Consider the following 24,352-nt stretch of genomic DNA (forward strand, 5'->3'; position numbering starts at 1 on the left):
GGGAGGGAAGTGTTGGAAGAGAATCCCTCCGGTACAAATACGGTACACCGCACATCCATCTTATTTTCAGTAGTTTACGGTTTTCGAAATATGGCTTGGGGACAGCCATCTATATATCTATATATAGATTGCCCCCCGCATACGCTCGATTGCGGAGTGCGCGGCGGATAAATGGTCCGCTTGAGAGACATTTCCTGCGCCTTGTGGATTAGGAACGGAATAAACGAGTGGGATCGGGAAGAGAATTGCGGGGACTTACCGCTAAGTCGACGTCAACTCGCCAACCATGGAGGTTTGAGTGCGATCAGGGCTGAGTTTGTCCGCCATCCTGACTAAGCCTGCAAAGGAGTCGGCTTGCATCTTTCGCATAATATGTCCTCGATGCAATTGAACGGTCCACTCGGTGATCCCCAACTCAAATGCCACTTGTTTGTTTAGTAGACCGCTCGCCAGCAGCGGCAGCACCTCTCGCTCTCTGGGCGTCAAAGATTCATATCGGGCAACTAAGAAGGCACGTTCGGCAGCTTCGCGATGATTGACGAGATTCTGCTGCAACGCTACTACTCAGGTGGGTAGTCGATTAGAACTGGAGGAGGACGAATATAGCCCTCTGTCTAGAGGGAAAACCCCACGCTATCCTAGGAAGGGAAAATTTAAGCTTGTCTGTCATGCGCACCAATTCAATTAGTGATTCGCTTGCATCTTCCGCATTACATTGCCTCGATGGATTTTCACAGTAGCTTCGCTCGCCCCGATTTCTGAGGCAATCTGCTTATTGAGCATCCCAGATACTACGAGGCCCATGACCTCCCGCTCTCGCGCAGTCAACGCCTGATACCGTCGATGCAGTTCGTGGGCCTCGGTCTGTTGTTCTCGCTCCGCACGGTCACGCTGGAGAGCCTGCTGAATCGCGTCCAGCAAATCCTGGTCCCGAAAGGGCTTCGTCAGAAATTCCACGGCACCCGATTTCAGTGCCCGAACGGACATGGGAACGTCTCCGTGCGCGGTAATAAAGATGATGGGTATTTGCGCACCAAGTTCGATGAGCCGTCGCTGAAAATCGAGTCCACTCATCTGAGGAAGTCTCACGTCCAAGACCAGGCAACTTGGCTCAGAACTGCGCTGTCTGCGCAGAAACTCTTCACCAGTTGAGAAGGACTCGGCATGGAGGCCTACCGATTCGACGAGGTCCTGGACGGCCTGCCGCATACCGTGATCGTCATCGATGATGTAGACCGTGGAAACGGCCGCAGATTTCATATCTGAGCCTCGGTTTCCCTTGGAAGGGTGAAATGGAAAGTCGCGCCGGGCCCCTGATTGGGATTTGCCCATACCCTCCCTCCGTAAGACTCCACAATCGATCGGGTTATAGTCAGCCCCATACCCGTCCCTTGTGGTTTCGTCGTATGAAAAGGATCAAAGATCCGTTCAATATTCTCCGCAGCTAGACCCACCCCGGTATCGCTAACCGAAGTCACAACCAGACCGTTCGAATCGATTTTCGCCTTGATCGTCATCTCGCCTCCAGTATCTTTCATGGCCTCGATCGCGTTTAGCATCAAGTTCATGAGAATCTGCTGAAGTTGCACGCGGCTGGCAAAAAGTCTGGGCAGACATACGTCGATTTCTTGATGGGTCGCAATGGCATATCGCTCCGCCTCAGCTCTCAGCAGAATAGTCATCTCTCCAATAATTTCCTTGAGATCGACGCTTTGGCGTTTGGTAGGAATGCCAGTTCTGTAGAAGGATTGCAAACTACTGATTACATCGGCCGCGCGGTTCGCGTCTTGCTCAATCCTGGCGGCTGCTGCGCGCGCTCTATCGAGGTCGGGTGGCTCATGTGCCAGCCAACGTAAGAGGGGCGTTTGCGCTTGTAATCGAAGCGGCGATTGGCTGTTTAATCTCATGCGCTAGGGCAGCAGCCAACTCCCCCATCATATTCACCCGGTTAGTGTGTGCGACTTCAGCCTCTAATTGTCGCAGCCTTTCGCGTTCTTCCTCGGCGCGCTTTTGGTCTGTAATGTCCATCGTGATGCCAAAGTACTCACCGGCTTCCTGGGAGGGGCTGTGGTGTCCGATGCCACGCAGACGCTGATGGCACCATCAGTGCGGCGAATCCGAAATTCGACGTCATAATCCTCCCTTGCGCTAATTGCACCTTCGAGCTTTGCCCTGACCGCTTGCTCATCCTCCGGCAGAATCGTCCCGTAAAAGGACTGGAACGGAATCGAACCTTGGCTGGGATCGAAGCCATACATACGAGCATTTTCTTCCGATGAATGGAATATCTGCTGGGTAACCAGGTTGCATGCCCAACTGCCAACATGAGTCAAACTTTGCGCTTCTGCTAAATATGCGTTGTTTTGCTGTAGAGCATTCGAAAGGGCTCGCGCTCTTGCTCCACAAGCTTTCGATCCGTTATATCGATCGTGATGCCGAAGTACTCGCCAAGGTCCTGACCGGGGTTGTGGTGTCCAATGCCACGCAGAAACCTGATAGCACCATCGGCACGCCGAATTCTGTATTCGAGATCGAAATCCTCTCCAGCGCGTATCGCATTCTCGAGTTTTGCCCTGAGAGCCGGTTCATCTTCGGCAAGAATCGTACTGTAATGGAGATCGAATGGATTCGTGTATTGGCTGACGTCAAATCCGTAGAGGCGATTGTTTTCTTCGGATGAATGGAATACCTGTCGCGTGACCAAATTGCTCGCCCAACTACCGGCGTGAGCCAACCTTTGCGCTTCCGCCAGATACGCCTGCTCCCGCCGTAATTCCAGGGTCAATAACTCGTGCTCGGTGACATCTATTGTGGTGCCGTGGTATCCCCTAAATACTTCGTCTTCAACCACTGGAATCCCAACACAACGGACGTACCGGATCTCCCCATCCGGCCGAATTATCCGGCTTGTGATATCGCAGCCGCAGTGCTGCTCATGCAACTGTTTCATTGCTTCAGGCAGACGATCGCGGTCCTGGGGATGGATCGCGGCGAAGAATTGTTGAAGATTCGGAGCACCCTTTGTCGAGTCAAATCCGAATATCTTGTAAACTTCGTCGGACGAATAGATATCTAATTCATCTGACCAACGAATACCTAGATCGCTGGATGCCCAGCTTCCCATGTGAGCAAGGCGCTCGCCTTCGCTGAGATAGAATTGGCTCCGCCGTAATGAATGTTCGGCAAGTTTGCGCTCGGTGATGTCTTGACCGGTGCCAAACATCTCATAGGCTTTACCGGAGGCATCTCTCTTTACGGTTCCGAGGCCTAAGATATAGCGGACTTCGCCGTCGGGAAGAACGATACGATGTTCCGCCTTAGCATGTGTTCCGTTACGAACAGTTTCCTCCGCTTCCTGGGCGACCCGTTCGCGATCGTCAGGATGGATCCGTTCAAAGATCAACGCTGCGTCAAAAGGGCCTTTCTGGGGGGGATCGCGTAAATGCGGCAAAGTTCATCAGAATACGTAACGCGATTCTCGATGAGATTCCATTCGTAGTGCCCGATGTGAGCCAATCTCTGAGCTTCCTCAAGCCTCGCATTGCTTTGCTGCAGGGCGCTCGCCAACGCCTGGCGTTCATCTTCTGCACGCTTCCGGTCAGTAATGTCGCTCACGATACCAATGTACTCGCGAATGCCAGGACCGTGATTGCCGGCATGTGCGACCACATGGAGGTATCTAATATCACCGTCAGGCATCAGCAGCCGGTGCTCAAAATCAAGGTCCATCCCATCCGGGCTGCCCGATCTCTCAGGTCTAAGAACCGCTCTCGATCCTCGGGATGAACCCTGTCGAAAACTAGATCCACCGAGGGATGCGTATCTCGCGTAAACCCCAGGATTCTGTATGTTTCGTCTGACCACTCGAGCGTATTGCTACCGACATGCCACGCGAAGATTCCGGAATGGCTCAGTCTTTGCGCCTCAGCCAGATACTGCCAACGCCGCTGTAACTCTTGTTGCCCACCGCCCACGTCGCTACACCTCGCCCGTTCGCTCAACCCTAAAATGCTGCGCCGAATCGATCGCTTCTGATGCGTGACTCAGATGTCGGCGCAAGGTATGGAGAAAGTCGAACATCTTACGGGCGACCTTTCGCTGCGGTATGCGTGCCGCGAATCGATCGAAGCATCGTCCGAATCTGACTATTCTCGAAAACAGGACCATGCTCATTCTGGGATAGAACTACTTCGACCATAGCTCTAGCTAAATCATCTGCAGGAATGACTTGATTCGGGAAGAGAGTCCGAAACACGGGATAGACCGTGCGCAAGACTCTGTACCCGAGGTTCGGCTCCTTGCGGGGCTCCACAGGGTAAATGTATGCAGGTCGGAATATATAGACGTGGGAGAGTCCGGTCCTAAGCAACGCAGTTTCAGCCTCGCCCTTGTATCGTGCGAAGGCCATTCGACTACGGCCACTTTGGTCGGCACCACTACCACTGAGGAACGAAAACGCGGAATCAGGACTACTTAGGTGGAGAACTCTTGCAAATTCAATTGGGTAATCAACGGTAACTTCACGCAGTTGCGTGTCTGAAACCGTCCCCGTATACGCTCCCAGGCAAAAGATCGCCGCGTCTTGGCCGGAAAGCGACTCAGCAAGCCCGGAGCAATCGCTGAAGCCTGATGGATGACCTCGTTTAGCTTGGGGTGAGAGATTCCAAGTGGGTGCCACCCGATAGCCATGACCGAGATGACGGCTGAATCCTCGAGCGCAAACCGAAGGGCGTATCCGCCGACCATCCCGGTTGCGCCGACAATCACGAGACGCTTTTTATTCGGCATCGGAGTGTCCATCTATCGCCTCCTAGTGCCGCAAGGGTGCTCACAGAGCCCGTTCGGCTAGTCGCTGTCACGATAGGTTGCGTTCTTCTAGCCAGTCCACATAAAGCAGACGCTCAGCAAAGAGCCAAGCTCCGTCCGTCTTTGCAAACGTATCGAAGTAGCGAAGCGACGCAAGCATCAGACGTCGCTTCTCATCTTTCATGAATACATGATGCGCTAAGCAGTAAGCTTCCCCCGTCCCCCGGTTAGCCTCCAAAGTGAAGATCGTGCTCTGGCCAACGAAGTGAGTGGTCGCGTCATACTGGTTTAGATCCGCGAATACCGAAGCGAGCGCCTCGCGCGAATGAAGCTCTTGTGCCGGCGTCGGATCCTTCGCAATCATATACACCACGCGTGCGTGTCCGCAGTGAAGAGTGCCATCTGACCTTTTGCATCACGACGGTCAGCACAATGCGCGTACGCCTCGACGAGCTCCCGGATGGCAAGGCGATCCGCTGCTTCTTCGGGGGAGATGGACAAATGTTTGCTCACACGATTTCTCCTTTTCATCCGCTTCAGACGACTTAGCTACTCCAGAATTGCGCGCGGCTCAAGAAAAGCCTCAATTCCGAATGCTCCGAATTCGCGACCTACACCCGAGAACTTGAAACCTCCCCAAGGCGCCTGAGGATCGTCCAGCATCCCATTGATTGCTACGCGTCCAGCAAGTATCTGTGAAGCCACCCGGCGTGCCCGTTGGAGATCGTTCCCGCTTACGAAGGCATGAAGGCCGTATCGGGAATCGTTTGCGATTTTGATCGCTTCTTCCTCGGTGTCGTATGCGATAACACTCAGCACAGGTCCGAATATCTCTTCCTGAGCAATCGTCATGTCGTTCGTCACGTTGACGAAAATCGTTGGCTTCACGAAGTTGCCGGCTTCAAGGCCCTCCGGGTGTCCCTCGCCTCCGACCAGTACTTCTGCGCCGTCCTCAATCCCTTTCCGGATGTGCGACTCCACTCTCTCGTAATGCGTCCGTGTCACCATCGGACCGACGGCTGTATCTTTATTTTCAGGATCGCCAACGGGCATGTTGGACATGACGGTCACGATTCGTTGTTTGATCTCCTCAAGCCGGCTGCGCGGCACAAGAAGCCGAGTCCCCGCCGCACATGCCTGGCCGCTGTTCAGGAACGCAATGGCAAGTGCTCTCGGGATCGCCTCATCAAGATTGACATCGTCAAGAAGTATGTTCGGTGATTTACCACCTAGTTCGAGCGTGACGCGCTTCATCGTCGCGGCTCCGTCGCGCATGATCTGCTGACCCACGGCAACTGACCCAGTAAACGAGATCTTAGCCACATCGGGATTTCTCACAAGCTCGGCTCCCACGGTGCTGCCCAAGCCAGTCACGACATTGAAAACGCCCCGTGGGAGATTCGCTTCGTGCACGCATTCGAGCAGGACTTGCGTCTGAAACGGGCTCAATTCACTGGGCTTTACGACTACGGTACAACCGGCAGCCAGAGCGGAAGCAGTCTTGAGGCAGATGAACAAAGCGTTCGAGTTCCAGGCAGTTATCAACCCTGCAACTCCAACCGGCGAAAGAAGAACGGTCGTCTTATTCCACGTGCGAACGAGTGGCAGTTCTTGGAGTGCCTTCTCCGCATGGAAAAACGAATCGCAGCCATTTGAACAATCAGCTTCGAGAAGTGATGAACGCCCCCATATTCTTCGACCATTGCGGTCGTAAGGTCATGAATCCGAGCGGTCACTACTTTTTGCAACCTACGCAGAACAGCAGCACGCTCTTCTTTTGATGTTCCACCAAAACTGGCGAACGCACGTTTCGCAGCGGCAATAGCTCGTTTAGCATCCTCTTCGTCAGCCAACGTCACGCTGCCAATCACGTTATTGTTTGTGGGGTTGATGCTGTCCATCACCTCGCGGCCGTGTGGTTCAACAAACTTGCCATCGATATAGTGCGGCGTGATTGCTTTCATCGCATTCCTCCTTGTGCGAGGATTTTCGGTTGTAACGAGTCGACGACGCCGCAGGCGAGGTCGGTCCGTCTATTTCCTGCGGCTTTGTCCCGCTCTATGCTTTCGGCGAGGAATCGATGCACGAGATGAACTGCCATCGCGCCCTCGCCGACCGCTGACGCAACCCGTTTGATACTGCCTGCCCGTGTGTCACCAACCGCAAATATTCCCGGCACACTGGTCTCGAGTAGAAGCGGGGAGCGGCTCAATGGCCATTGAACGTTCTCGTATTCAACAAGATCTGATCCGGTAACAACAAACCCCTTTTTATCCAGAACAAAGGAATCTTCTAGCCAATCTGTGCGGGGCGCTGCACCCGCCATTCACAAACACATGGCGAACTGGCCTCGTCACCTCAAGTCCTAACGAGTCGTCCCTCCACTCGATGCGTTCCAGATGAGCGGCACCGGCGGGGGCGACAATTTGAGTCAGATAGTGGATTTCGATTCTTGGATGTGCTTCTATCCTAGCGATCAGATACTGCGACATTGATTCAGAAAGTTTCTTCGAACGCACCAGGAGATGCACCATCGATGATGTCTGAGCAAGAAAGACGGCCGCTTGTCCAGCAGAGTTCCCCCCACCCACTACTACTACTTCTTCCGAGTGACAGAGTTGAGCTTCCATGTGCGTTGCGTTGTAATAGATACCTCGGCCCGTGAAAGCGTCTGCTTCCTCGACAGGCAATCGCGCATATTGCGCGCCAGTTGCGATCACGATGCTGCGCGCATTGAACTTGAGGCCCGACTCCAGAACGACCTTATAGGGTTGTCTGCTTGAATCGATATGCACGACCGATTGAGCAACCATCAACTGCGCGCCAAATTTCTGAGCTTGAGCGATGGATCGATTCGCAAGCTCCTGTCCAGAAAGCCCCGTGGGAAAGCCCAGGTAGTTTTCTATCTTTGAACTCGACCCTGCCTGACCCCCAGGTGCTGATTTCTCGATAACCAGCGTCTTCAGTCCTTCCGAGGCGGCGTAGACCGCTGCCGCGAGTCCTGCTGGGCCGGCACCGATTACTAAAACGTCGCGCACGCTTTTGTCGATGTTGATGTTGAGATCAAGACAGGCCGCTAGCTCGGCAATAGACGGATTCCTCAGCACATATCGTCTGTTGCAGAAGACAACTGGAATGTCGCCATTTACGAACGTCGAACTTTTCCATTAGCTCGCCGACAAAAGAATCGGTCTCGATGTCGATGTATGTGAACGGATGACCATTTCGGGTGAGAAATTCTCTAAGAGCAAGAGTCCGTGCAGAACTATTGGTGCCGAGGAGGATGACATTTCCTTCACCCAGCTCAATCATCAATAGGCGACGCGCGACAAAAGCTCCCATGAGAATCTCGCCGAGTTCTGTGTCCTTGGTCATGAGCGACAGCACTCTTTCGCGAGTGACTTCAAGGACAACACCATCTCTTGTCACCCGCGCTGTCAGAAGTGATCGGCCACCGGAAATCACAGACATTTCTCCTGTGAACTGTCCCGGTTCGCGAACGGCGAGGATCTTCTCGTCCTCGCCGGCTCTGGTGATTGAGACTGTCCCGTCCAGGACAACAAAGAGAGGGACATCGGGGCAAGAGGGTTCATAGAGGACCTCTCCACTACGCACAGAACGCAGCTGGGCTGTCGATCTAAGCCGGTCGATCTGTTCTCGGCTAAGTGTGGGGTTGTCTTGCATATTGCGAACACCTCGCTCACTCTCTGGGTAGAGCGATGTTATCCCCGCCTCACGCAAAAAAAAACTACATGTTCCTGCAGGTTTGAATCGATCTTCACCGGGGGTTCATCGATTATCAAGAAACACGTTGACCAGGAAGCAGCGCGGGCGAGGTTGCCCCAGTAGGGGGGAGCGAGTTCCGATTTCTGCAAATCACCGACGAGAGTAACGCCGATGCGGGACTTCATCAGGGTCTCTATCAAGTCGAGGTCCCATCCGGCCAAATCTTGTACTTCGTCGATGTAGAGGTGTTTGAAAATATCCTCTAACCGGCGTATCGGCTTGCCGTCAGTCTTCTTGATGACCTGACAGGCAAACTTTGAAACCTTGTCCACGAAGATGCAGCCATCTCCCGTGAAATAGTGGGCGCCAATGTCCGTCTCCTTGGAATATTGAGCGGAGATGCCATTGTGGAAATGAAGTCTCTTGACAGACAGTGGGTACAACGACCGTTGATAAGGCCGAACCATGTGCCGCAATGGAAAAGAATACCAAGTGCTAATCGTCAGATGTGGCGGGACATGGCCTATTTTTCCATAAATCAGCCGTTCGATGTGCGATGTATTGTTTGTCGTATAAGTCACTAGCGCTGATCGCGAATTCATCGTAGTGCAAGCGAGACCAATTATCGTGGTCGTCTTGCCCGAGCCCGCCGACGAGCAGCAGATCCGTCAATTGGAGCAGGAGATCGCAAGTCTGCTTCAGCGGGACCAGGATGCAGTCGAGAGGCTGGCGGTAGTCCCCGGGCTCGGAGGTGGATTCGGCGCAACAGATTATCGCCGAAGTGGGTGCCAAGGCAGCGATCTTTCCCTCAGCCGAAAAGCTCTCCTCGTGGGTAGGGGCGTGCCCGGGAAAGGAAGAGAGCGCGGGTGTGAACCGCAGCCGGGCACTCGCCAAAGGGCAACCGCCAGATGCGCCGCATTCTCAATCAAGCTGCGAATGCTGCTGTCAAACGCAAGGGAAGTGTCTTGTTATGTATCAGGCGCGGCACTAGACGACGGTACACGATCTCGAAGATGCAATCGGCGTAATTGCGCATTGCCTCTGTCACTTGATCTGGATAATTCTCCATAACGGCGTTCGGTATGAAGAACGCGGCCCTGCAGTGTCGAAACAGTCCCAACAACGCCATACGGCAAAAATGATCCGGAAACTCAGAACGCTTGGCTACCGAGTCGAACCTATAGGAGGCGCTGGCGATGCCGACCACGACGGAGACAGTCACTAAATACAAGCCTGAATTGCCCAACTAGGACCTGCAACGCCCACCTCGAAACGGCTGGGGGTGCAGGTTTGTCTTTTTTACACGCTGCTGCCGCCGCCTCGGGCGAAATCGCACGCATACAAGCGGCTTTGCCAGTGCCATCTTGCCCGGACGAGGTAGTTCACACAGTTGATCGGTGCAGCAGGTTATACGTGTTCGAACCTACCTGCAAGTCTTTGCTGGTTGGGATTCGCCTATAGGCCGAGGTTCCCAATCACTGCGGTCTTGTATATCGGCGGGGCATTACGCTGTTCCCCACAAACTTGAGGCAATGATGATCGGACAGATGATCGCGCCTTCGGCGCCAAGCGAATGGAATAAACGCGCTTCAATCCAGTTTCATATTCGGACGGGAGCCTTCCAATGGCGTCAAGTTTCGAAAGCTATCTGAGGGTGCCGCTCAATAAAGTTCGACAAAAGGAGAATTGAAATGGCACAATCTGAAACTCTGATTAAGAAATCGGCGAATCGGCGCGAGTTCTTGAGAACGGGAATTACGGCGGCCGGCGTAGCGACCATAGGCACACGCTTGTTGGGCAGTGGAGTATTCGCTTTTGGCCAGGAGCATGAAGGAGACGGCGATCTCACACAAGGAGACATCGCGATTCTCAGATTCCTGAATGCCCTTGAGCAGATCGAAGCCGATCTGTGGATTCAATACTCCGAACTCGGAGGAACTCAGGACAAGGAAGTCTCCGGGGTCAAAGGGGGAAACCCACTCTACACGGCTGCCCTCTCTATTCTCGATGGCGACATGGCCCAGTACATCCATGACAACACCGACGATGAGATCAGCCACGCCGCCTTCCTGAAAGCATATCTGGAATCGAAGGATGCCGAGGCAGTCGACCTCAGCCGCTTTGCCACCATCCCAGGCAGCATTGCGACGGGTTCCACCGGGAAGACACGGCTCACCAACCTGATGCAGCTTACCGTGGACACCAGTTTCTGGTCCCAGTACCGCAGCATCACCAACATCGATTTCGACCCCAACGCACCTTTCGTCCAAGCAGTCCCCAGTCTGAACGTAGGGAAACATACCGCGATTCCAAGAACCGACGCCGACACCGCCGGCAGTTCCCTCAGCGGCGACAACACCACAAGCATCACGCCCCATCTCCAGGCAATCGCCTTTACGGCGGGATTCCACTTCGCGTTTATTGAGGCGGGTGGAAGCAGCCTCTATCCAACACTGGCCCAAAAGGTGACCAATCTGGAAGTCCTACGGGTCTTGCTTAGCATCGGACCCAGCGAGACCATGCACTTTCAAACCTGGCAGGATAAGGCAGGCAATGCACTCCCGTTGACGGACGTTGACAATGGACCGGGTGGAACCGGCGCGACCGTTACGTTTACAACCCTCGCTAACGCCCAAGGAGAGACCAATCCCGAGTCCCTCAAGGGCGACACCTTGCAGGCCAACCTCATCATGCCCGAGCCAACCCACTTCCTCAACAAGAAGTTTCCACCCGTTGCGATCATTCGTCCAACCTCTACAAAAAATGGTGGAGCAGTGGCCTCTCTCCAGAGCTTTGTGAATGACGGTCTGTTCATCGGCCAGAAGAATCCAGAGTTCCTGCGAGTGATGTTCAGTCTGGCAGAGGAGGCGGATGAGGCCCGGCGCCGATTCTAAGCGGACTACTTTCCCTCACCCCCAGATAAGTTGTGCGGGGGTGAGAGAAGGGGCTCATTGCAAAACGACGTCATCCCGAGAATCCGAACTCGTTGCCTGTATAAAGGAGAAACCGTCCTGAAGCTTTGCCAATCGAGGACTCGAGAAGGAGACGGTGCCCTGGATCTGGAGCGGTACTGCCGCACCTGAGCCCGAGTAGTGGAACCTTGCGCCGAGCGAGTCGAGGCTCTTCATCCTGCTCTCCTCGAACAGTCCAAAGATCAAGCACCGCTCAACGCCGTACGGAATTGTCTTCTGCAACTCACCTCCCTCCATGAGACAAAGAGTCGATCATAGCGGACGGCTTGTTGAGATCGACAGAGGCGCTGCGTGCTCGAAAACGGTGAGATTCGTGGAGATGAACAATCCGTATTCGATGCTCTTTGGTGTCGCCATGGAAGCCTGGAGGCGTGCTCCGGAAGGCACGCGACCGCCGACCAACCTCAGTAATGGCGGACAATTTCTCTACGCCGAGCAGATACAAAAACAGGGTTACACCAATAAGGGCTTCATCCTCGGAGATCCTGTTGGGCGGGAGTCCAAGGGCGGTCAAGCTTGGGTCACCTATCATCTCGCTCCCAGGCAGTGACGCCCGAGGGACTGAAGGCAGTCTATAAGGACTTCAACTATTCGGGTGACCGGCTAGTTGAGCAATTGCAGACGTTCCGGAAACACGGATTGCACGTATTGGGATCTCATCTTCGGCCTTCCTACCGATAAGCCCACTACATTTGACGCGACGGTCGAGCTAGCCCTAAAGGCGGATGTAACCTTTGCGCAATTCGTAATGATGACACCATTTCCGGGAACCGTCGACTTCGGACGATGGGAGAAGGAACAGGCCAAAGACCCCATGACGGTAGAAGGGACGCCGGTTACACGGTATTGGTTGATTCCAACCGCGGTCCGGCCGAAAATGTTCACACCGCATCCTTTGATGAGTCAGATGAGATAAGAGACCGGACGCAGAAGGTTTGGGACCGGTTCTACGACTTGGGTTCGGTTTGGAAGAGGTCCTCGTGCGTACCGAATCTGAGGGTTAGGGTGGCTTTTGTGTTGCTGTCGAAGTTGTATCGGCAGATGTATGCGGGGACCGGGATCTCGACAGATAGCGCACGGCGGAAAAAGGCGAAGACGTCGGCTCGCTGGATCGCACGGCAGGTGCGCAAGTTCTTCCGGGCCAAGCCGATGCCAGAGCTAACGTTTCCGGCTTGGGAGCCGCGACCGAAGCGGATGCCTAACTTGACTTCAATTTCGGTACAGAATCCGGAAGTGCCGATAGTTTGATGCCGACGCAAATTTCAATTGAAACAAGTCAGCTCCCGAAGCAGACAAACTCAAACGCTAGAATGGCATAAATACAGTGGCATCTTCAGGGAAATTTTTGCAGTCGCTCCGCTGAAACGACGCGCAGATTCGCTTTTGCGTGCAGGTGCGCTCGACCTAGCTAGCTGGCCTCGATAGTTACAACCGAACTAACTGGAATGGGTAGAGGCGCGCATGCAACGCGACGAACTTCTGCGGGGTGCAGCATGCTTTCGTGAGACGGGTCCTATCTGGCTGCATGGGTTCACCACACCAAACGTGTAGAGTCGAGATGTGACGCGGTTGTTTAGGTCTCGCCTATCTGTGTCCGACCCTTTCGTCTGCCGGTGCCTCATTGTCCAGATATGCCGCCGCCCAGTGCAATGTGCCGCACTCGCCACGAAATGCTCATCGGTACTCATCGCTTGTCAATGAGTGCATTGGCGATTTGGCAACAATTGAAAGGACGAGGCCGTACTGTAAAGTTTTGGTCCTCAGCTCAGTCCCCGGCGATGTTGCAGCCGAGGACTGAGCTTTTCTGACTAGCTATTAAGAGATTTGAAATCCAGCACACAGGGAGACTTCTGAGCTATCGTCTCCTCTCCTAAGTTGCCTTCACGAAGTCTTCTGGAGCCTCATCGAACGTCGCCTTGTGCTCCTGCATACAGAAGTAGTAAGTCTTTCCCTTGTAGCTCGATGAGATCGCGGGATCGCCTTCCATGGAGCAAATGGGACAGAGTGGGCCTGTAGTCGCCTTCTTTGGACTTTCGTACTTGGCGTAGACTTCGTTCGAAGCTGCGTTCATCCAGCCCTTTCCCTGGTATTCGAGTTGGAAGGCCAGCTTTTCGGTCATTTCGCGGCCAAAGTAACGTTCTACGACTCGGAACGCGAGGTCCATGCCGGAGGTAAGACCACCCGATGAGGCCAGATTGCCGTCTTCCACGAACCTGGCTCCCCGTATCAACTTAATGTCGGGATACTGTTTTGCAAAGCCGTCGAACGCTTCGTGAAAAGTGGTAGCGGATTTACCCGACAAGAGGCCGGTTCTCGCCAGCACGAATGCGCCTGTGCATACCGACATGGTTACATCCGTGCTCTTGCTAGACATCCGTATCCAATCGATCATGGCCTTGGTTGCTCCACCCTGCGCTGGGATGACAATCAACTTGGGTGCAGGAGCTGTTTCAAAGGTGTAGTCGGGAACGACCTTCATTCCACTGGCCGAAATTCGCTTCAGGGTTTCAGCCACGGTATAGACTTCGAATGCCGCTTCATTGGTAGTCCCTGGTTTGACGACGCCATCAAATATCTCCCAGGGACCGGCGAAGTCGATCAGTTGCGTTCCTTCGGAGATCGGGAAGGCAATAGGAATGCTGCCCTTGGCGGGAGGGATAAGCGGGTTGGTCCTGGCCATCGGTTGATCCTTGCCGGTCTGGGGCTGTCCTGCGCCCGCGCTGGCAAACAGCTTATCCCCTGCCAGGGCCGGAAGTGCGGAGGCAAAGCCGAGTGCGGCTGAACTCTTGAGCAAATTTCTTCTATTCATCTTTCCTTTCACTGCTTTCTTGGAACTGCGTTCATCTCACCGACACCGGCTTCACGGGCGCCTCAAACTACGGGGGGAGACGTTATTCCTCGATCCACGCCGAATCCCTTCCGGTGTCACCTGGTCGAGCTCAGTGCTGTGTGTCACCGCCGAGCATCATGGATCCAGTTTTCCTCGAAACTCATTGGCACGATAGACCGCCCGCTGCACAGTTCCGGCGATTCACTGCATTCTTGCCGTTTCTCGCCGGACGTGGACTACGATCTCGAATATGGGTACTCAGAACAGCTGGCAGGCGGCGCGGCACTGGGTATGGATGGCATCCATCTGGGTTGGACTCGGCTTATTCGACGCCTTGCAGACGGTCTTCGTCATGCGTTCCGAGAGGATGCACCACGCTTGGCTGATCCTCTTCGCAACAGTGATGTTCTCCTGGCTGCCGTGGGCTCTGGCTACCCCTCTCATCCTGCGTCTCGCCTGCAAGTTCCCACCCGCGAAGCCAATCCGCATCCTGACCTGGCTCGTGCATCTCTCCGCCTGCGGGACCATGGGGCTGATCTTCTCCGCTTGGACGTCGTGGTTGGATGTTCTCTTCAACCCGTACCTCGACCCCGCTCCGTCACCGTATATGCGACTCTGGTTCGATAAGTTCTACAACGGGCTGCTTTCCTATGTAGTTCTTTATGCCGCCATCCTTACGCTGAACTATGTCTTGGACTCACAAAAGCGGCTGGCCCTACAGCAGACCGAGACCGCGCGCCTCAATGAGCAGCTCGTGAAGGCCCAACTCCATGCCTTGCGCCAGCAGATTGAACCTCACTTTCTTTTCAATACCCTGAACTCCGTCGCAGGCCTGGTGCGTGAGGGAAGGAATGATTCGGCAGTCAGCATGATCGCTGGGTTGAGCGATCTACTGCGCCGGATGCTGGATGACTCCGCCCGGCACCAGGTACCGTTGCGGGAGGAGATAGAGTTTGCGCAAAAATATCTCGACATTCAGAAGGTGCGATTTGCAGATCGCCTTCAAATCGATCTGAATGTGCCCAGCGAACTCTATCCAGCGCAGGTTCCAAGGCTGATTCTGCAGCCAATGGTCGAAAATGCGATTAAACATGGCATTGCGAAACGCGCGCAGGGGGGAACGATTCGGATCGCTGCCTCGCGTCGCGACGGGATACTCACGCTCAGCGTCTGCAACGACGGTCCCAGTCTGCCGGCAGGGCGGGAAACAACTCGCCCTGGAATCGGCATCTCCAACGTACGTACCCGCCTCAAAACTCTCTATGGAGAGGCTTTCGAGCTCAGCATGCGAAATCAGAATTCAGGCGGTGTGGAGGTGACCGTTTCTCTTCCCTTCGTGGTTCTCCCGCCCTTCAGAAAGGCTTGATGCATGTGCGCGGAAGAACACAAGAACAACATTCGCTCAGTGATTGTGGATGATGAACCCCTCGCCCGCAGCAATCTTACCGTGTTGCTGCGCCTTCATCCAGAGATTGAGATCGTAAGTGAGTGCGGGTCGGGCATGGAGGCGCTACTAGCGATTCGCAACTTGATGCCGGATCTGGTCTTCCTGGACGTCGAGATGCCGGAGTGTGACGGGTTTGATGTTCTCGAGATGCTGGGCGGCGATCTGCCTCCAGCAGTGGTTTTCGTCACGGCTTACGACAAATACGCGCTGCGCGCCTTCGAGGCAGGAGCGCTCGATTATCTCTTGAAGCCCTTCGACAACGCTCGATTCGAGCTGGCGCTCGACCGCGCGATGGAGAGAATCGTGCAAGGCAGGAGTTCTACGCGAACGCGGGAGCATCTCGCGGTGAAGAGCGCCGGACAGCTTATGTTTCTTAAACTCTCAGAGATCGACTGGATTGAGGCGGCGGATTATTACTCCTGCCTGCATGTAGGCGCGAAGTCGCACCTCTTGCGGCGCAGCATGGCCGAACTTGACGAGGAGTTGGATCAGTCGGCCTTTTGCCGGATTCACCGTTCGACTATCGTTAGGCTCGATCGCGTTCGCGGTCTCAAACTGAACGAGAATGGTGAATACGACGTGCTACTCCACAATGGAGCCAGGCTTCGGTTGAGCCGTCGCTACCGCAAGCAACTGCAGTCCCGCCTGAATCTCCCTGGTACAAGCTAACGAGATTCGGAATGCATCGCAGAGTTTGGAAAGTTGGTCCTAAGCCGGACAACGGGAAGCCAGCAGCGGTTTGGGAGTGATTCGTCAGTACCTCGAAAGGGCAGTGTGAGGTGAAGTCGGCGTGTCGGGACGGGCGGCTTTGCACTCTCAACTGTTACCAACATGCCGATGCACTCATCGAGCAAACTCAGACCACTCGCCGTGCGGCTCTAAAGCGAAGCTCTTCCACATTGAGTTCTCCGATCTCTATGTCTCGAAAGAAGACTCTGTAAAACCCTGGTGTGATTAACTCGAATCCCAACTCTTCGAAGCGGAATACCTCGCTGATGAAGACTCTTTTTTTGTGCCAGCTGATGTCGCAGCTATTGTTCACCCCTCGCAGAAGGAGACCCTTCGGATACGTGAACTCCGGCAATTTGGGTGGCAGTCGAACGGAGCTGGGGTGGTAGAGACTGGCTGGGACTTGGTTGTTCAGACCCTCATGCGGGCGCTCGTTATTGAACTCGTAGCGAAAGTTATCGAAGCGGCTCTGCTGTGCGCGAAGGGATCCCGCAGGCGGTTTCGTCGTGTCCTCTTCAGCGTGCGATGCATCCGCTCATGACGACCGTTTTGTTGCGGTCGGCCTGCTTGAATGCGCTCATGCACGATCCCGAGCTTCATCCAGCCGAGTGAGAGCCGCCCGTCAGCCAAAGGCGATATTTACTAGATAACGAATGGGTGTGATTCCAACGACCACCACCCGCACCCGAGTGCGGCCAGCCATATCAGCGCAAGCAAAGCCACTGTCTCCTCGTAGTTGCCGCGACCAGGGCCAACGGTATCCTTGCAAAGGGGCTTATAAAAAGCCCTTTGAGGATCATTGCGCCAATCCAGTCCGGGTAAGTAGCCAGCTGTCCCGGGGTGAGAGTCATCAATAGAAATGGAAGCCAGCAAAGTAGGGAGAGCCAACCGCAGATACTTGCATCAAGATGCCATCTTTCCATGCTGGAGGCTCCATCCGCTAACGTGTGACACCGCCAGCTTACTGCACCGCGACAAGCTCAGGGGTACACTTCCGCCCTGAAAGTCAGGTTCGCGGCAAGTTCGATGGTTCAGGCGCTTCCGGGTCCACAGGACGTGGTCGGAGTCAGGCGCTGGCGAGTAAGGTGCGGTTTGCCGACAATCCAGAAGTAAATGACGAGACGAGCGTTTCACAGGCTGATCCAATCGGTCGTGAGAGACCTTATCTGGCGCTCTACCCACCTCCCATTTATCGAAGAAGCAGTCCTCAATGCCAGTTCATCCTCCGTTCGCAACGAATCGCGCGGATCAGGCGCGAAGAGACAAGCACTGACATGACGTCCAACGGGGTGTCTAAAAAAAGTCCTTCGCTTCGAACTGCCGCACGATCCCGTCCACCATCTGCAATGTGTGCACGGTTCCGGCGTCGGCCATTTGGAATGCGATGACCGCCTGGGGGACCAGGCCGCAGGCGGTTTTCCGTCGATTAGGGCGATTTTTTCGCTCTTCTTGAATCCAGCAGCTTCAGCAGGGCTGTTCGGAGCAACGAAGGCCACCGCAAAGATGTCTGTCGACGTTTTATCGAATACCAACCCAATCCGATCCTTTTCTATGGGCTTCTTTTACCGCAGCATCATCTGGAATCGCATAGAGCCGGTTGTGAGAATAGTCGATGATCAACCTAAACTTGGCCAGCAGCGGCAGGCCGACGCCGCCGGTAATCGAGTCCGGAGGAACTTCGGAATCAGGTATCAGAGCAATCGGCGTTCGCGGAAGGTCGATACCGACAAAACTGAGGTGGTCAACGCTCACTACTGTCTCTACAAAGCGTCCCGAAAGCCGCTGAGAATGAGGATGCCCCTGAAGCAGTCCTTCCTTCTCAGCATATGCCGGGGTCACCATCAAGGGACCAATGACATTGCCCAACTCCAACTCAAACTGTCTGGGCGCCGCGCCATTGACTGAGAGAGGCAGCACGTGTTCGCCGTCCAACTCGACCAGAGGAATCAAGATAGCTCCAACGGGCTTTGTCAGCGTTGCGAGATCACGAAATGCGACCCGATGGCGTGAGAAGTCGATGTCCACGGCCACTTGATTGAATACCTCTTCCCCTAGCCTGAAGAGTACGGGGTGCCCAATAATCCTGGCGTCGTATCCCTGTTTCTGCAGATCGTCTTTAGCAGCGGTGACGTTCTGCAAGGTCAGATCGCCTAACTGGACCCTGATACCGTCTACCGAGCCGGTGGCTTCTGTCTTTGTCGTCAGGCCGAGAGAGGTGACGAAATTCGTATCGATGTTTGACGGTCCGCCATAAAGCAACGCCATGGTATCGTGACCATTGATCTTGACGGGCAAATAGATTCCGAAGTTTGTGTAGGGTGTGAAGTCGATCCAACCGCTAGACGCAGTGCCACTCTTGAAGACCACAGTTTGGACAGGTGCGGTATCACGCGGGGTCGGCGAGGTGGACTGGGCGGATGCGGCGGTCAGAGATCCAGCCGACAAGACTACCGTGCCCACAAGCAAGGTTACCATTCGGAATATTGAAGGCTCTGGCTTTCTCAGTTCCATAGTTCTGGGAAACTGAGCGTGATGTACTAAATGTGAATCATTACGCAATGGGCACTCTCAGGTGTGCTTAAATTTCGTTGCAACAAACAGCGCTGCACTTATCGGAAACCTGTCAGATGTAATAACTAGCGTGTGTGCACTTTATTCCAAAGCCCTTGGGAATTTCACCTTGCAAGCAGTTTACAGCCCTATAAGCGTTCAACCGCCGCTTCCTTCTTAGCGTCATACTTCGTTTATCTCAGGCGTTTCAGCTGTACTTGATCTCTTGGCCGCGTCGAAAACCCCATGGAAATACTCTGGTCTAGGCGATCGCTGCTGTTTCTCCTCGTCGGACTGTATAAGTCAACATCGCGCGAAGCGACGCCGGGACGCCTCTGGTCGCCGGTGCTCGACCGGAAGACATGTTGATTGACAGATTCGGCTAAGCGACATTCATACCAATGTTTCAGACGATGTCAAATATTGTCATACAGCGCTCCACGCCATTCTTGGCACGTGTGCCCCGCACTCCTCACGCTGTCGGATCTGAACGCTCAGTCATTCGACTGAATTCATCCTGAGAAAATGCACCGTCATACCGCTTGAAAGAGGGTTGATTCAACCGCAGTTTACTTTTTAAAGACGTGCATCAGAGAGCTCTGACTGAATTTCATTCAACTGCTTTAGTGTCACCTCCAAAGCCGGTCGGTCTTCATACGAAGCTACGCTGAGAATACCTGTGAGTCGAAAAGAAGCGCGCCGTATGAGCAATTCGGCATCTCTTAGCTTTTTGCTGTCATCTGCAACCTCTATATGGATCTTCTCTGCATATCGTTGCACGAGCTTAAGGGTCTGCGAAGCCTTCCCGGAATCACCAGAGTTGAACTGCTTGCCCGCCAAATCCGTCATCTGGCTGACGAGCTCGGCATAGAGAAAGCACCTCTCTCTGGGTTGAGCTTGATTCGCTTTGGACTGAAGCGCGGCGAGGGCAGTTGGACCATTGTCCTCGTCTGAGGCGAAAGCGTAGGTATAAGTCAACAAGAGGATGGCTATAACTACGGCAGTGGACAAGAGCCGCATCTCGCACCTCACGAACAGCCGAGCTCAAAGACGTACAACTTTCCAAACCAACGCGCGACACACGCCTATCAATTAGGACAGACGGGCTTCGCGCCCATGCGAGATAGCAAGGACAGCTGGCAGCCGTTGCCATTAGTCAACCGGAGCGGGCGGGTTGGAATCCTCGGCACTCGAGCCGCAGACCAGTAACGAGATCCGATGCGCACGTGAGTCCCCCTGTTTCAACCTACGTATCAAAACTAGGTTGCGCAAAGATTATTCCTATCGCGGAGCAGAAAATTTCCAAAGAGAAAGAAATAGAGCGGTTCTGACTGGACAGTCCTGGGTAATTGCTCAACGGGAACGGGATGTGGCCAAGAGGCGTAGGAAGAGGCGGAATTTGGTGGCATCATCATTTTTGCTGGTCGATCATGCACTTTCACAAGATGGCGAAACGCCTTGAGAGCAGGTCTCGCTCGAGCCCTGCTAAGCAAGGTGTAAACCGACGCCCACTATTTACAAACCGGATGATCGACTCTTCTCCTAGACACACCGGTCTCTTCACGATAGAGCGATCCGTGGCCTTTGGCCATCGAGCATTCCTACCGTAAACCGAATTGCTTACAGCCTATTCCATAATTTGAGGACGAATTTGGAATAACGGTGACCTTGCTCAGTTTTGTACTGCAGAGGAAATCACTATGTTGAACAGTAACTCTATGTCGTACTTCTCTGATATATCCGCCTCGTTCGGGAGAACTTTATCTTCCTTCAACCCCATAGCGAATAAGAACCGGTTCCGCCCTGGTGCGGTCCTTGCCCTGTCTGGCATTTTCTCGATCGGGGCCTTAGCGCAAACTAGCAGCACGTATGTGCAGACAAACATCATCTCGGACGGTGCGACGGTAAAAGCACTCGTTACCGATCCCACGCTGATCAATCCCTGGGGTGTTTCAGTCGGTCCGGCTATCTGGATCGATAAGGCCGGCAGCGGCTCGGTGGCGGTCGACACCGCCGCTGGCACCATTGCCGCACCGTCGCTGCCGTCGGTCACGATACCGGCAGCCGCTCCCGCGCCGGCGCAAGGCAGTCCGAGCGGCACGGTATACAACAGCAACAACGCTATCTTTGATATTCCGGGCGGCACATCGGCCTTGTTTCTCTTCGGCACCCTTGACGGCACGATCGCCGCCTGGAATGTGAGCAACGGGACGCAAGCGGTAACGGTAGTTAATAACTCCACCAAGGCCTCTTATACCGATATCGCGCTCGACACCAACGCAACCGGAACATTTTTGCTAGCGGCCAACTTCAAGCAACGTACCGTAGACGTCTTCGACAGCACCTTTGCTGCGCACGCTCTTACAGGCAGCTTTGCCGATCCGACATTGCCCGCGGGCTATTCGCCCTTCGGCATCCACAGCATCGGCGAAAATGTCTATGTGACCTATGCCCAAGTCAACGCCACCACCGGTGAGAGCGTGGGCGCCGGTCTCGGCTATGTCAATGAGTTCGACAACAATGGAAACTTCATCGCGCGAGTCGCCAGTCAAAGCGTATTGAATGCGCCGTGGGGGATGGCGCTTGCTCCCGCGGGCTTTGGCAGCTTCGGTGGCGACCTTCTGATCGGCAACTTCGGAGACGGCGTAATCAACGCTTTCGATCCCAAGACGTTTGCGCTGATCGGCTCGTTGAACACGAGCGCGGGCACACCGATCGCGAACATCGGCCTGTGGGAGATGTTCTTCGGACAGAACAGCGGGCAGACCACCACGTTGGGCGATCCCCACACTCTGTACTTCGCCGCCGGTATCAACGGAGAAAAGGGCGGTCTCTTCGGCTCGATCGCGGTCGCCCAGCCGGCAGCGGCCAACTTCACCCTTCAAGCGTCCGCCAATTCGGTTACAGTCGCTGCAGGGCAGACGGCCGGGAACGTGACGCTGTCACTTACCGCAGCGAACGGGTTCACAGGCCCTGTGACCTTTTCCTGCACGCCCACCTCGGTCATCTGCACCTTCAGTCAGCCGTCGGTCACGCTTTCCGGTTCTGGCACAACCTCGGTTACGGTAGCCATCGCTCCAGCAGCTACAGCAGCTCCACCAACGACCGGCGGTGGTTATAACAGATCTTCCAATCATTCTGTCCATTGGTTCCAGTCACGGGGCGGCCTCACCCTGGCATTCATCGGCCCAGCTGGACTACTTGCGTTTGCCGGTCTGAAGCGTAGATCGATCCTCGCAGGCGGATCGCTCTTTGTTCTCCTGTTGGTAGTAGCTACGGCGGCAATCACCGGTTGCTCTTCGTCCGCGTCTCCGCAGCAGGCAGTCTCCACAACACCCGCCGCACCCGCTACGACACAGGTTACGGTCAATGCAATCTCGGGGTCGATTACGCAAAGTGTCATGGTCACTCTAACTGTGCAGTAGATGAGATTTCGCGCTAACAAGGGCTGCCGAGAGGCAGCCCTTGCCTTTGCTGGAGAGGAACTTTTATAAACTTTTGGGCATAGCAATTCAGAGACAGGTGGCTAAGAAAAAGCTTAGCCGGTTGCGGGAGGCGTGCGCTGAGCTACTACTAGTGCAATCGATACCGAATCGCCAGCATCTTTGCAGCGTCGAACGAAGCCCCATCCCGTTCATGGTGGATAGGGTCGCGATCCCTGAGTGTTGACTGATGATCCGGCAAATTAGTTGTCATGAAAGCCTGACGTAATTTCTCCAAAGAAATTCACGAATCGTGCTGTGAGCCTTCCAGAGCCCTCATTGTTTTGGTCAGGATCTGTCGTGGAGATAAATGGCAACGCGACAGCATCTCAACTGCGAGCGTGAGAGCCATTCTCTGCTCCCCGAAAAGTGCTCTCCACATATACTCTTGATTTGCCTGAAGTTCTTCGTGTGTCATGAATGTGCCCTCCTGCAAGGGGTTAATAGGACCCAGTTCGCCGACGATTGGTGTGAGCTCTCTTCGCGATGTGCAAGAAAGAGGAATTGGCAAATCATCTTCAAGTCTCTCGTTCACGTCGTCCTTGGCGGGCATCAGTCATCTACGGGGAAGATTGACGCTTTCCCTTCTCACTAAAGGAGAACGAGCAAGAAACAAATTTATTCCGTGCCGTGGGAATAAATTTTTTCTAACTGCGGTTTGCACACCGGGAGAATCTATTCATGAAAGCTAAGCGTCGACCTCCCATTCCGGGGCTCTTCGTCTCGGAAGCTCTATCTGATGGTGCGATGAACCCGGCGCCTCAGATATCTAATGGCTGTAAAGAATCCAGGCCATTGGCGATCACGGAGAGAATGGCTCAATCCGTTTCACATGACCTCCGCAATCGTTTGTCTGTTATTTATTCCAATGTCGAATTCATGAGCGAACCCGGGATGACTCAGTTGGAGCGCAAATAACTTCTGCAGGAGATATACGCACTGTTCCAAGACATGACCGGAATGCTGGATTCTCTTCTACGGCATACGAAAACGGGCCAGACACTGCACCTCTGTTGGGCATCTCTGAACAAAATGGTTGAACATGCGGCTTGCCTGGTCCGCGATTGCGCAAAACTTGGCAGGCTGTCTATAACCTTTTGCTCAACGCCTGACAGGCGGCGACGCTCGGACTTGCTCCAAGAAGGGTCCAGGTCACGGTTGTCGAGGCCCAGCGGCTTGTTCATATTCGTGTGATCGACATCGGCCGTGGAGTGCCTGCCTCCATTCGACAAACGCTCTTTCAGCCTTTTGTAAGTACCGAAAAAGTCAACGGAATCGGTCTTGGGCTCGCGATCGTAGATTGCACCGCGAGAGAGCATGGAGGCTAGGAGATTTGGAGGAGTCCGGCCAGGGACGGACGGTCTTTGGTCTGCATCTTTCAAAGTACGCATTAAACAACCTGACCCTGAGATCGCAGACATGAACTCGAGTTGAGGTGAAAGGGGCGATCTGCGTCAAAAGCCGCCCTCTTTGTGACGATTGCCATGGTGTATACAGCCCTGGGCGGCAAAGACCAGTTATGACATGGCTCGAAAAGGGTTATGAAGAGCGATTTAATCCTGGCATTATACTGCCCCTGCTTTGATCCAGTTCGCTCTGACTCGCGCTTCCAGGATCCTGTGCGTCACATGGGGCATGCGTTGTAAATTAGGAACGCCAGAAAAATTCTTCCCCGCTCGACAGCCGCCTGCAAGACCAACCCTGCAAGTTGCTTTAGACAAAACGCATCGCGCGCCGATAATCTGTAAGGCCGATAAATTGCTCACTGAGCCCTAGCCTATTTTCGTCAATTTCACTTGGGCGCTCATTT

24 protein-coding genes and 2 pseudogenes are annotated in these 24,352 nt (G+C 54.3%); 7 read left to right on the forward strand and 19 right to left on the reverse strand.

Going from position 1 to position 24,352, the window contains the following annotated elements; genetic code table 11:
- Positions 1–261: 261 nt before the first annotated feature.
- The 14 genes from HDF09_RS20320 to HDF09_RS20370 all read right to left on the reverse strand — a co-directional run bounded on the left by HDF09_RS20320 (position 262) and on the right by HDF09_RS20370 (position 9,113).
- Positions 262–555 carry a response regulator transcription factor gene (locus tag HDF09_RS20320; RefSeq protein WP_260181864.1) on the reverse strand — a complete coding sequence of 98 codons (294 nt, stop codon included), beginning with the start codon at positions 553–555 and terminating at the stop codon, positions 262–264.
- Positions 556–684: 129 nt separating this feature from the next.
- Complete coding sequence (locus HDF09_RS20325) at positions 685–1,260, reverse strand: response regulator transcription factor (protein WP_260181865.1); 576 nt, start codon at positions 1,258–1,260, stop codon at positions 685–687.
- Entirely contained in the window at positions 1,257–1,907 is a 651-nt protein-coding gene (locus HDF09_RS20330; protein ID WP_183769305.1) for a sensor histidine kinase, read from the reverse strand. Before HDF09_RS20330 ends, HDF09_RS20325 begins: the two co-directional genes overlap by 4 nt.
- 63 nt (positions 1,908–1,970) lie before the next feature.
- Complete coding sequence (locus HDF09_RS20335; protein WP_260181867.1) at positions 1,971–2,333, reverse strand: PAS domain-containing protein; 363 nt, start codon at positions 2,331–2,333, stop codon at positions 1,971–1,973.
- A gap of 14 nt (positions 2,334–2,347) precedes the next feature.
- A complete protein-coding gene (locus HDF09_RS20340) occupies positions 2,348–3,403 on the reverse strand; it encodes a PAS domain-containing protein (RefSeq protein ID WP_183769307.1) in 1,056 nt (351 codons plus the stop codon).
- A complete protein-coding gene (locus HDF09_RS20345; protein WP_183769308.1) occupies positions 3,400–3,729 on the reverse strand; it encodes a diguanylate cyclase family protein in 330 nt (109 codons plus the stop codon). Before HDF09_RS20345 ends, HDF09_RS20340 begins: the two co-directional genes overlap by 4 nt.
- 744 nt (positions 3,730–4,473) lie before the next feature.
- Positions 4,474–4,800 carry a hypothetical protein gene (locus HDF09_RS20350; protein WP_183769309.1) on the reverse strand — a complete coding sequence of 109 codons (327 nt, stop codon included), beginning with the start codon at positions 4,798–4,800 and terminating at the stop codon, positions 4,474–4,476.
- A gap of 55 nt (positions 4,801–4,855) precedes the next feature.
- The gene (locus tag HDF09_RS20355; protein ID WP_221270247.1) at positions 4,856–5,170 is read right to left on the reverse strand and encodes a nuclear transport factor 2 family protein; all 315 of its coding nucleotides are present in this window, start codon (positions 5,168–5,170) and stop codon (positions 4,856–4,858) included.
- Positions 5,167–5,337, reverse strand: coding sequence for a nuclear transport factor 2 family protein (locus HDF09_RS21445; protein WP_406705174.1), 171 nt, complete (start codon positions 5,335–5,337; stop codon positions 5,167–5,169). The genes HDF09_RS20355 and HDF09_RS21445 overlap by 4 nt, the downstream gene beginning before the upstream one ends.
- Before the next feature lie 18 nt (positions 5,338–5,355).
- Positions 5,356–6,414: an aldehyde dehydrogenase family protein gene (locus tag HDF09_RS20360; RefSeq protein ID WP_221270255.1), complete on the reverse strand. Its 1,059-nt coding sequence runs from the start codon at positions 6,412–6,414 to the stop codon at positions 5,356–5,358.
- Positions 6,348–6,770: an aldehyde dehydrogenase family protein gene (locus HDF09_RS20565; protein ID WP_221270250.1), complete on the reverse strand. Its 423-nt coding sequence runs from the start codon at positions 6,768–6,770 to the stop codon at positions 6,348–6,350. Before HDF09_RS20565 ends, HDF09_RS20360 begins: the two co-directional genes overlap by 67 nt.
- A gap of 306 nt (positions 6,771–7,076) precedes the next feature.
- A complete protein-coding gene (locus HDF09_RS21030; protein WP_311720157.1) occupies positions 7,077–7,913 on the reverse strand; it encodes an NAD(P)/FAD-dependent oxidoreductase in 837 nt (278 codons plus the stop codon).
- Positions 7,870–8,490 (reverse strand): Crp/Fnr family transcriptional regulator, encoded by a 621-nt coding sequence (locus HDF09_RS21035; protein WP_260181869.1) that lies wholly within the window; start codon positions 8,488–8,490, stop codon positions 7,870–7,872. The genes HDF09_RS21030 and HDF09_RS21035 overlap by 44 nt, the downstream gene beginning before the upstream one ends.
- A gap of 38 nt (positions 8,491–8,528) precedes the next feature.
- Positions 8,529–9,113, reverse strand: coding sequence for a hypothetical protein (locus HDF09_RS20370; protein WP_406705177.1), 585 nt, complete (start codon positions 9,111–9,113; stop codon positions 8,529–8,531).
- 170 nt (positions 9,114–9,283) lie between these two features.
- Here HDF09_RS20370 and HDF09_RS21450 point away from each other — a divergent pair, with 170 nt between their 5' ends.
- Both HDF09_RS21450 and HDF09_RS20380 read left to right on the forward strand, forming a co-directional pair.
- The gene (locus HDF09_RS21450) at positions 9,284–9,523 is read left to right on the forward strand and encodes a transposase (protein WP_183769310.1); all 240 of its coding nucleotides are present in this window, start codon (positions 9,284–9,286) and stop codon (positions 9,521–9,523) included.
- Positions 9,524–10,223: 700 nt separating this feature from the next.
- Positions 10,224–11,426, forward strand: coding sequence for a hypothetical protein (locus HDF09_RS20380; protein ID WP_183769311.1), 1,203 nt, complete (start codon positions 10,224–10,226; stop codon positions 11,424–11,426).
- Positions 11,427–11,480: 54 nt separating this feature from the next.
- On the opposite strand, the gene HDF09_RS20385 is transcribed toward HDF09_RS20380, so the two are convergent.
- A complete protein-coding gene (locus HDF09_RS20385) occupies positions 11,481–11,726 on the reverse strand; it encodes a hypothetical protein (protein ID WP_183769312.1) in 246 nt (81 codons plus the stop codon).
- Positions 11,727–11,823: 97 nt separating this feature from the next.
- Between HDF09_RS20385 and HDF09_RS21205 the strand changes: the two genes are divergently transcribed.
- Positions 11,824–12,054: a capsule assembly Wzi family protein gene (locus tag HDF09_RS21205; RefSeq protein WP_311720160.1), complete on the forward strand. Its 231-nt coding sequence runs from the start codon at positions 11,824–11,826 to the stop codon at positions 12,052–12,054.
- A 1,320-nt stretch (positions 12,055–13,374) separates the two neighbouring features.
- On the opposite strand, the gene HDF09_RS20395 is transcribed toward HDF09_RS21205, so the two are convergent.
- A complete protein-coding gene (locus HDF09_RS20395; protein WP_183769319.1) occupies positions 13,375–14,313 on the reverse strand; it encodes a DJ-1/PfpI family protein in 939 nt (312 codons plus the stop codon).
- A 271-nt stretch (positions 14,314–14,584) separates the two neighbouring features.
- Here HDF09_RS20395 and HDF09_RS20400 point away from each other — a divergent pair, with 271 nt between their 5' ends.
- Both HDF09_RS20400 and HDF09_RS20405 read left to right on the forward strand, forming a co-directional pair.
- Positions 14,585–15,700 carry a sensor histidine kinase gene (locus HDF09_RS20400; RefSeq protein WP_183769314.1) on the forward strand — a complete coding sequence of 372 codons (1,116 nt, stop codon included), beginning with the start codon at positions 14,585–14,587 and terminating at the stop codon, positions 15,698–15,700.
- Between the two features lie 3 nt (positions 15,701–15,703).
- Positions 15,704–16,450: a LytR/AlgR family response regulator transcription factor gene (locus tag HDF09_RS20405; RefSeq protein ID WP_183769315.1), complete on the forward strand. Its 747-nt coding sequence runs from the start codon at positions 15,704–15,706 to the stop codon at positions 16,448–16,450.
- Positions 16,451–16,637: 187 nt separating this feature from the next.
- On the opposite strand, the pseudogene HDF09_RS21455 reads toward HDF09_RS20405, so the two are convergent.
- From HDF09_RS21455 to HDF09_RS20420, 3 genes and pseudogenes are all read right to left on the reverse strand, one after another.
- A pseudogene (locus HDF09_RS21455) lies at positions 16,638–17,128 on the reverse strand (integrase core domain-containing protein); the annotation flags it as partial.
- Positions 17,129–18,028: 900 nt separating this feature from the next.
- The gene (locus HDF09_RS20415; protein WP_183769316.1) at positions 18,029–18,805 is read right to left on the reverse strand and encodes a hypothetical protein; all 777 of its coding nucleotides are present in this window, start codon (positions 18,803–18,805) and stop codon (positions 18,029–18,031) included.
- 831 nt (positions 18,806–19,636) lie between these two features.
- Positions 19,637–20,071 carry a hypothetical protein gene (locus HDF09_RS20420; protein WP_183769317.1) on the reverse strand — a complete coding sequence of 145 codons (435 nt, stop codon included), beginning with the start codon at positions 20,069–20,071 and terminating at the stop codon, positions 19,637–19,639.
- 860 nt (positions 20,072–20,931) lie between these two features.
- Between HDF09_RS20420 and HDF09_RS20425 the strand changes: the two genes are divergently transcribed.
- Together HDF09_RS20425 and HDF09_RS21460 are read left to right on the forward strand one after the other, a co-directional pair.
- Positions 20,932–22,485: a TIGR03118 family protein gene (locus tag HDF09_RS20425; protein ID WP_311720164.1), complete on the forward strand. Its 1,554-nt coding sequence runs from the start codon at positions 20,932–20,934 to the stop codon at positions 22,483–22,485.
- 1,208 nt (positions 22,486–23,693) lie between these two features.
- Positions 23,694–23,870, forward strand: a pseudogene (locus HDF09_RS21460) (ATP-binding protein); the annotation flags it as partial.
- Positions 23,871–24,352: the final 482 nt, after the last annotated feature.

Origin of the sequence: Edaphobacter lichenicola (assembly GCF_014201315.1) — a bacterium.
GTDB classification, from domain to species: domain Bacteria; phylum Acidobacteriota; class Terriglobia; order Terriglobales; family Acidobacteriaceae; genus Edaphobacter; species Edaphobacter lichenicola_B.

Coding starts and splice junctions, on each gene's coding strand:
- HDF09_RS20325 (WP_260181865.1), bottom strand. CDS start 1,260: ATGAAATCTGCGGCCGTTTCCACGGTCTACATCATCGATGACGATCAC.
- HDF09_RS20330 (WP_183769305.1), bottom strand. CDS start 1,907: ATGAGATTAAACAGCCAATCGCCGCTTCGATTACAAGCGCAAACGCCC.
- HDF09_RS20345 (WP_183769308.1), bottom strand. CDS start 3,729: ATGGACCTTGATTTTGAGCACCGGCTGCTGATGCCTGACGGTGATATT.
- HDF09_RS20350 (WP_183769309.1), bottom strand. CDS start 4,800: ATGGACACTCCGATGCCGAATAAAAAGCGTCTCGTGATTGTCGGCGCA.
- HDF09_RS20355 (WP_221270247.1), bottom strand. CDS start 5,170: ATGATTGCGAAGGATCCGACGCCGGCACAAGAGCTTCATTCGCGCGAG.
- HDF09_RS21445 (WP_406705174.1), bottom strand. CDS start 5,337: ATGAAAAGGAGAAATCGTGTGAGCAAACATTTGTCCATCTCCCCCGAA.
- HDF09_RS20565 (WP_221270250.1), bottom strand. CDS start 6,770: ATGAAAGCAATCACGCCGCACTATATCGATGGCAAGTTTGTTGAACCA.
- HDF09_RS21035 (WP_260181869.1), bottom strand. CDS start 8,490: ATGCAAGACAACCCCACACTTAGCCGAGAACAGATCGACCGGCTTAGA.
- HDF09_RS20380 (WP_183769311.1), top strand. CDS start 10,224: ATGGCACAATCTGAAACTCTGATTAAGAAATCGGCGAATCGGCGCGAG.
- HDF09_RS21205 (WP_311720160.1), top strand. CDS start 11,824: ATGAACAATCCGTATTCGATGCTCTTTGGTGTCGCCATGGAAGCCTGG.
- HDF09_RS20395 (WP_183769319.1), bottom strand. CDS start 14,313: ATGAATAGAAGAAATTTGCTCAAGAGTTCAGCCGCACTCGGCTTTGCC.
- HDF09_RS20400 (WP_183769314.1), top strand. CDS start 14,585: ATGGGTACTCAGAACAGCTGGCAGGCGGCGCGGCACTGGGTATGGATG.
- HDF09_RS20405 (WP_183769315.1), top strand. CDS start 15,704: ATGTGCGCGGAAGAACACAAGAACAACATTCGCTCAGTGATTGTGGAT.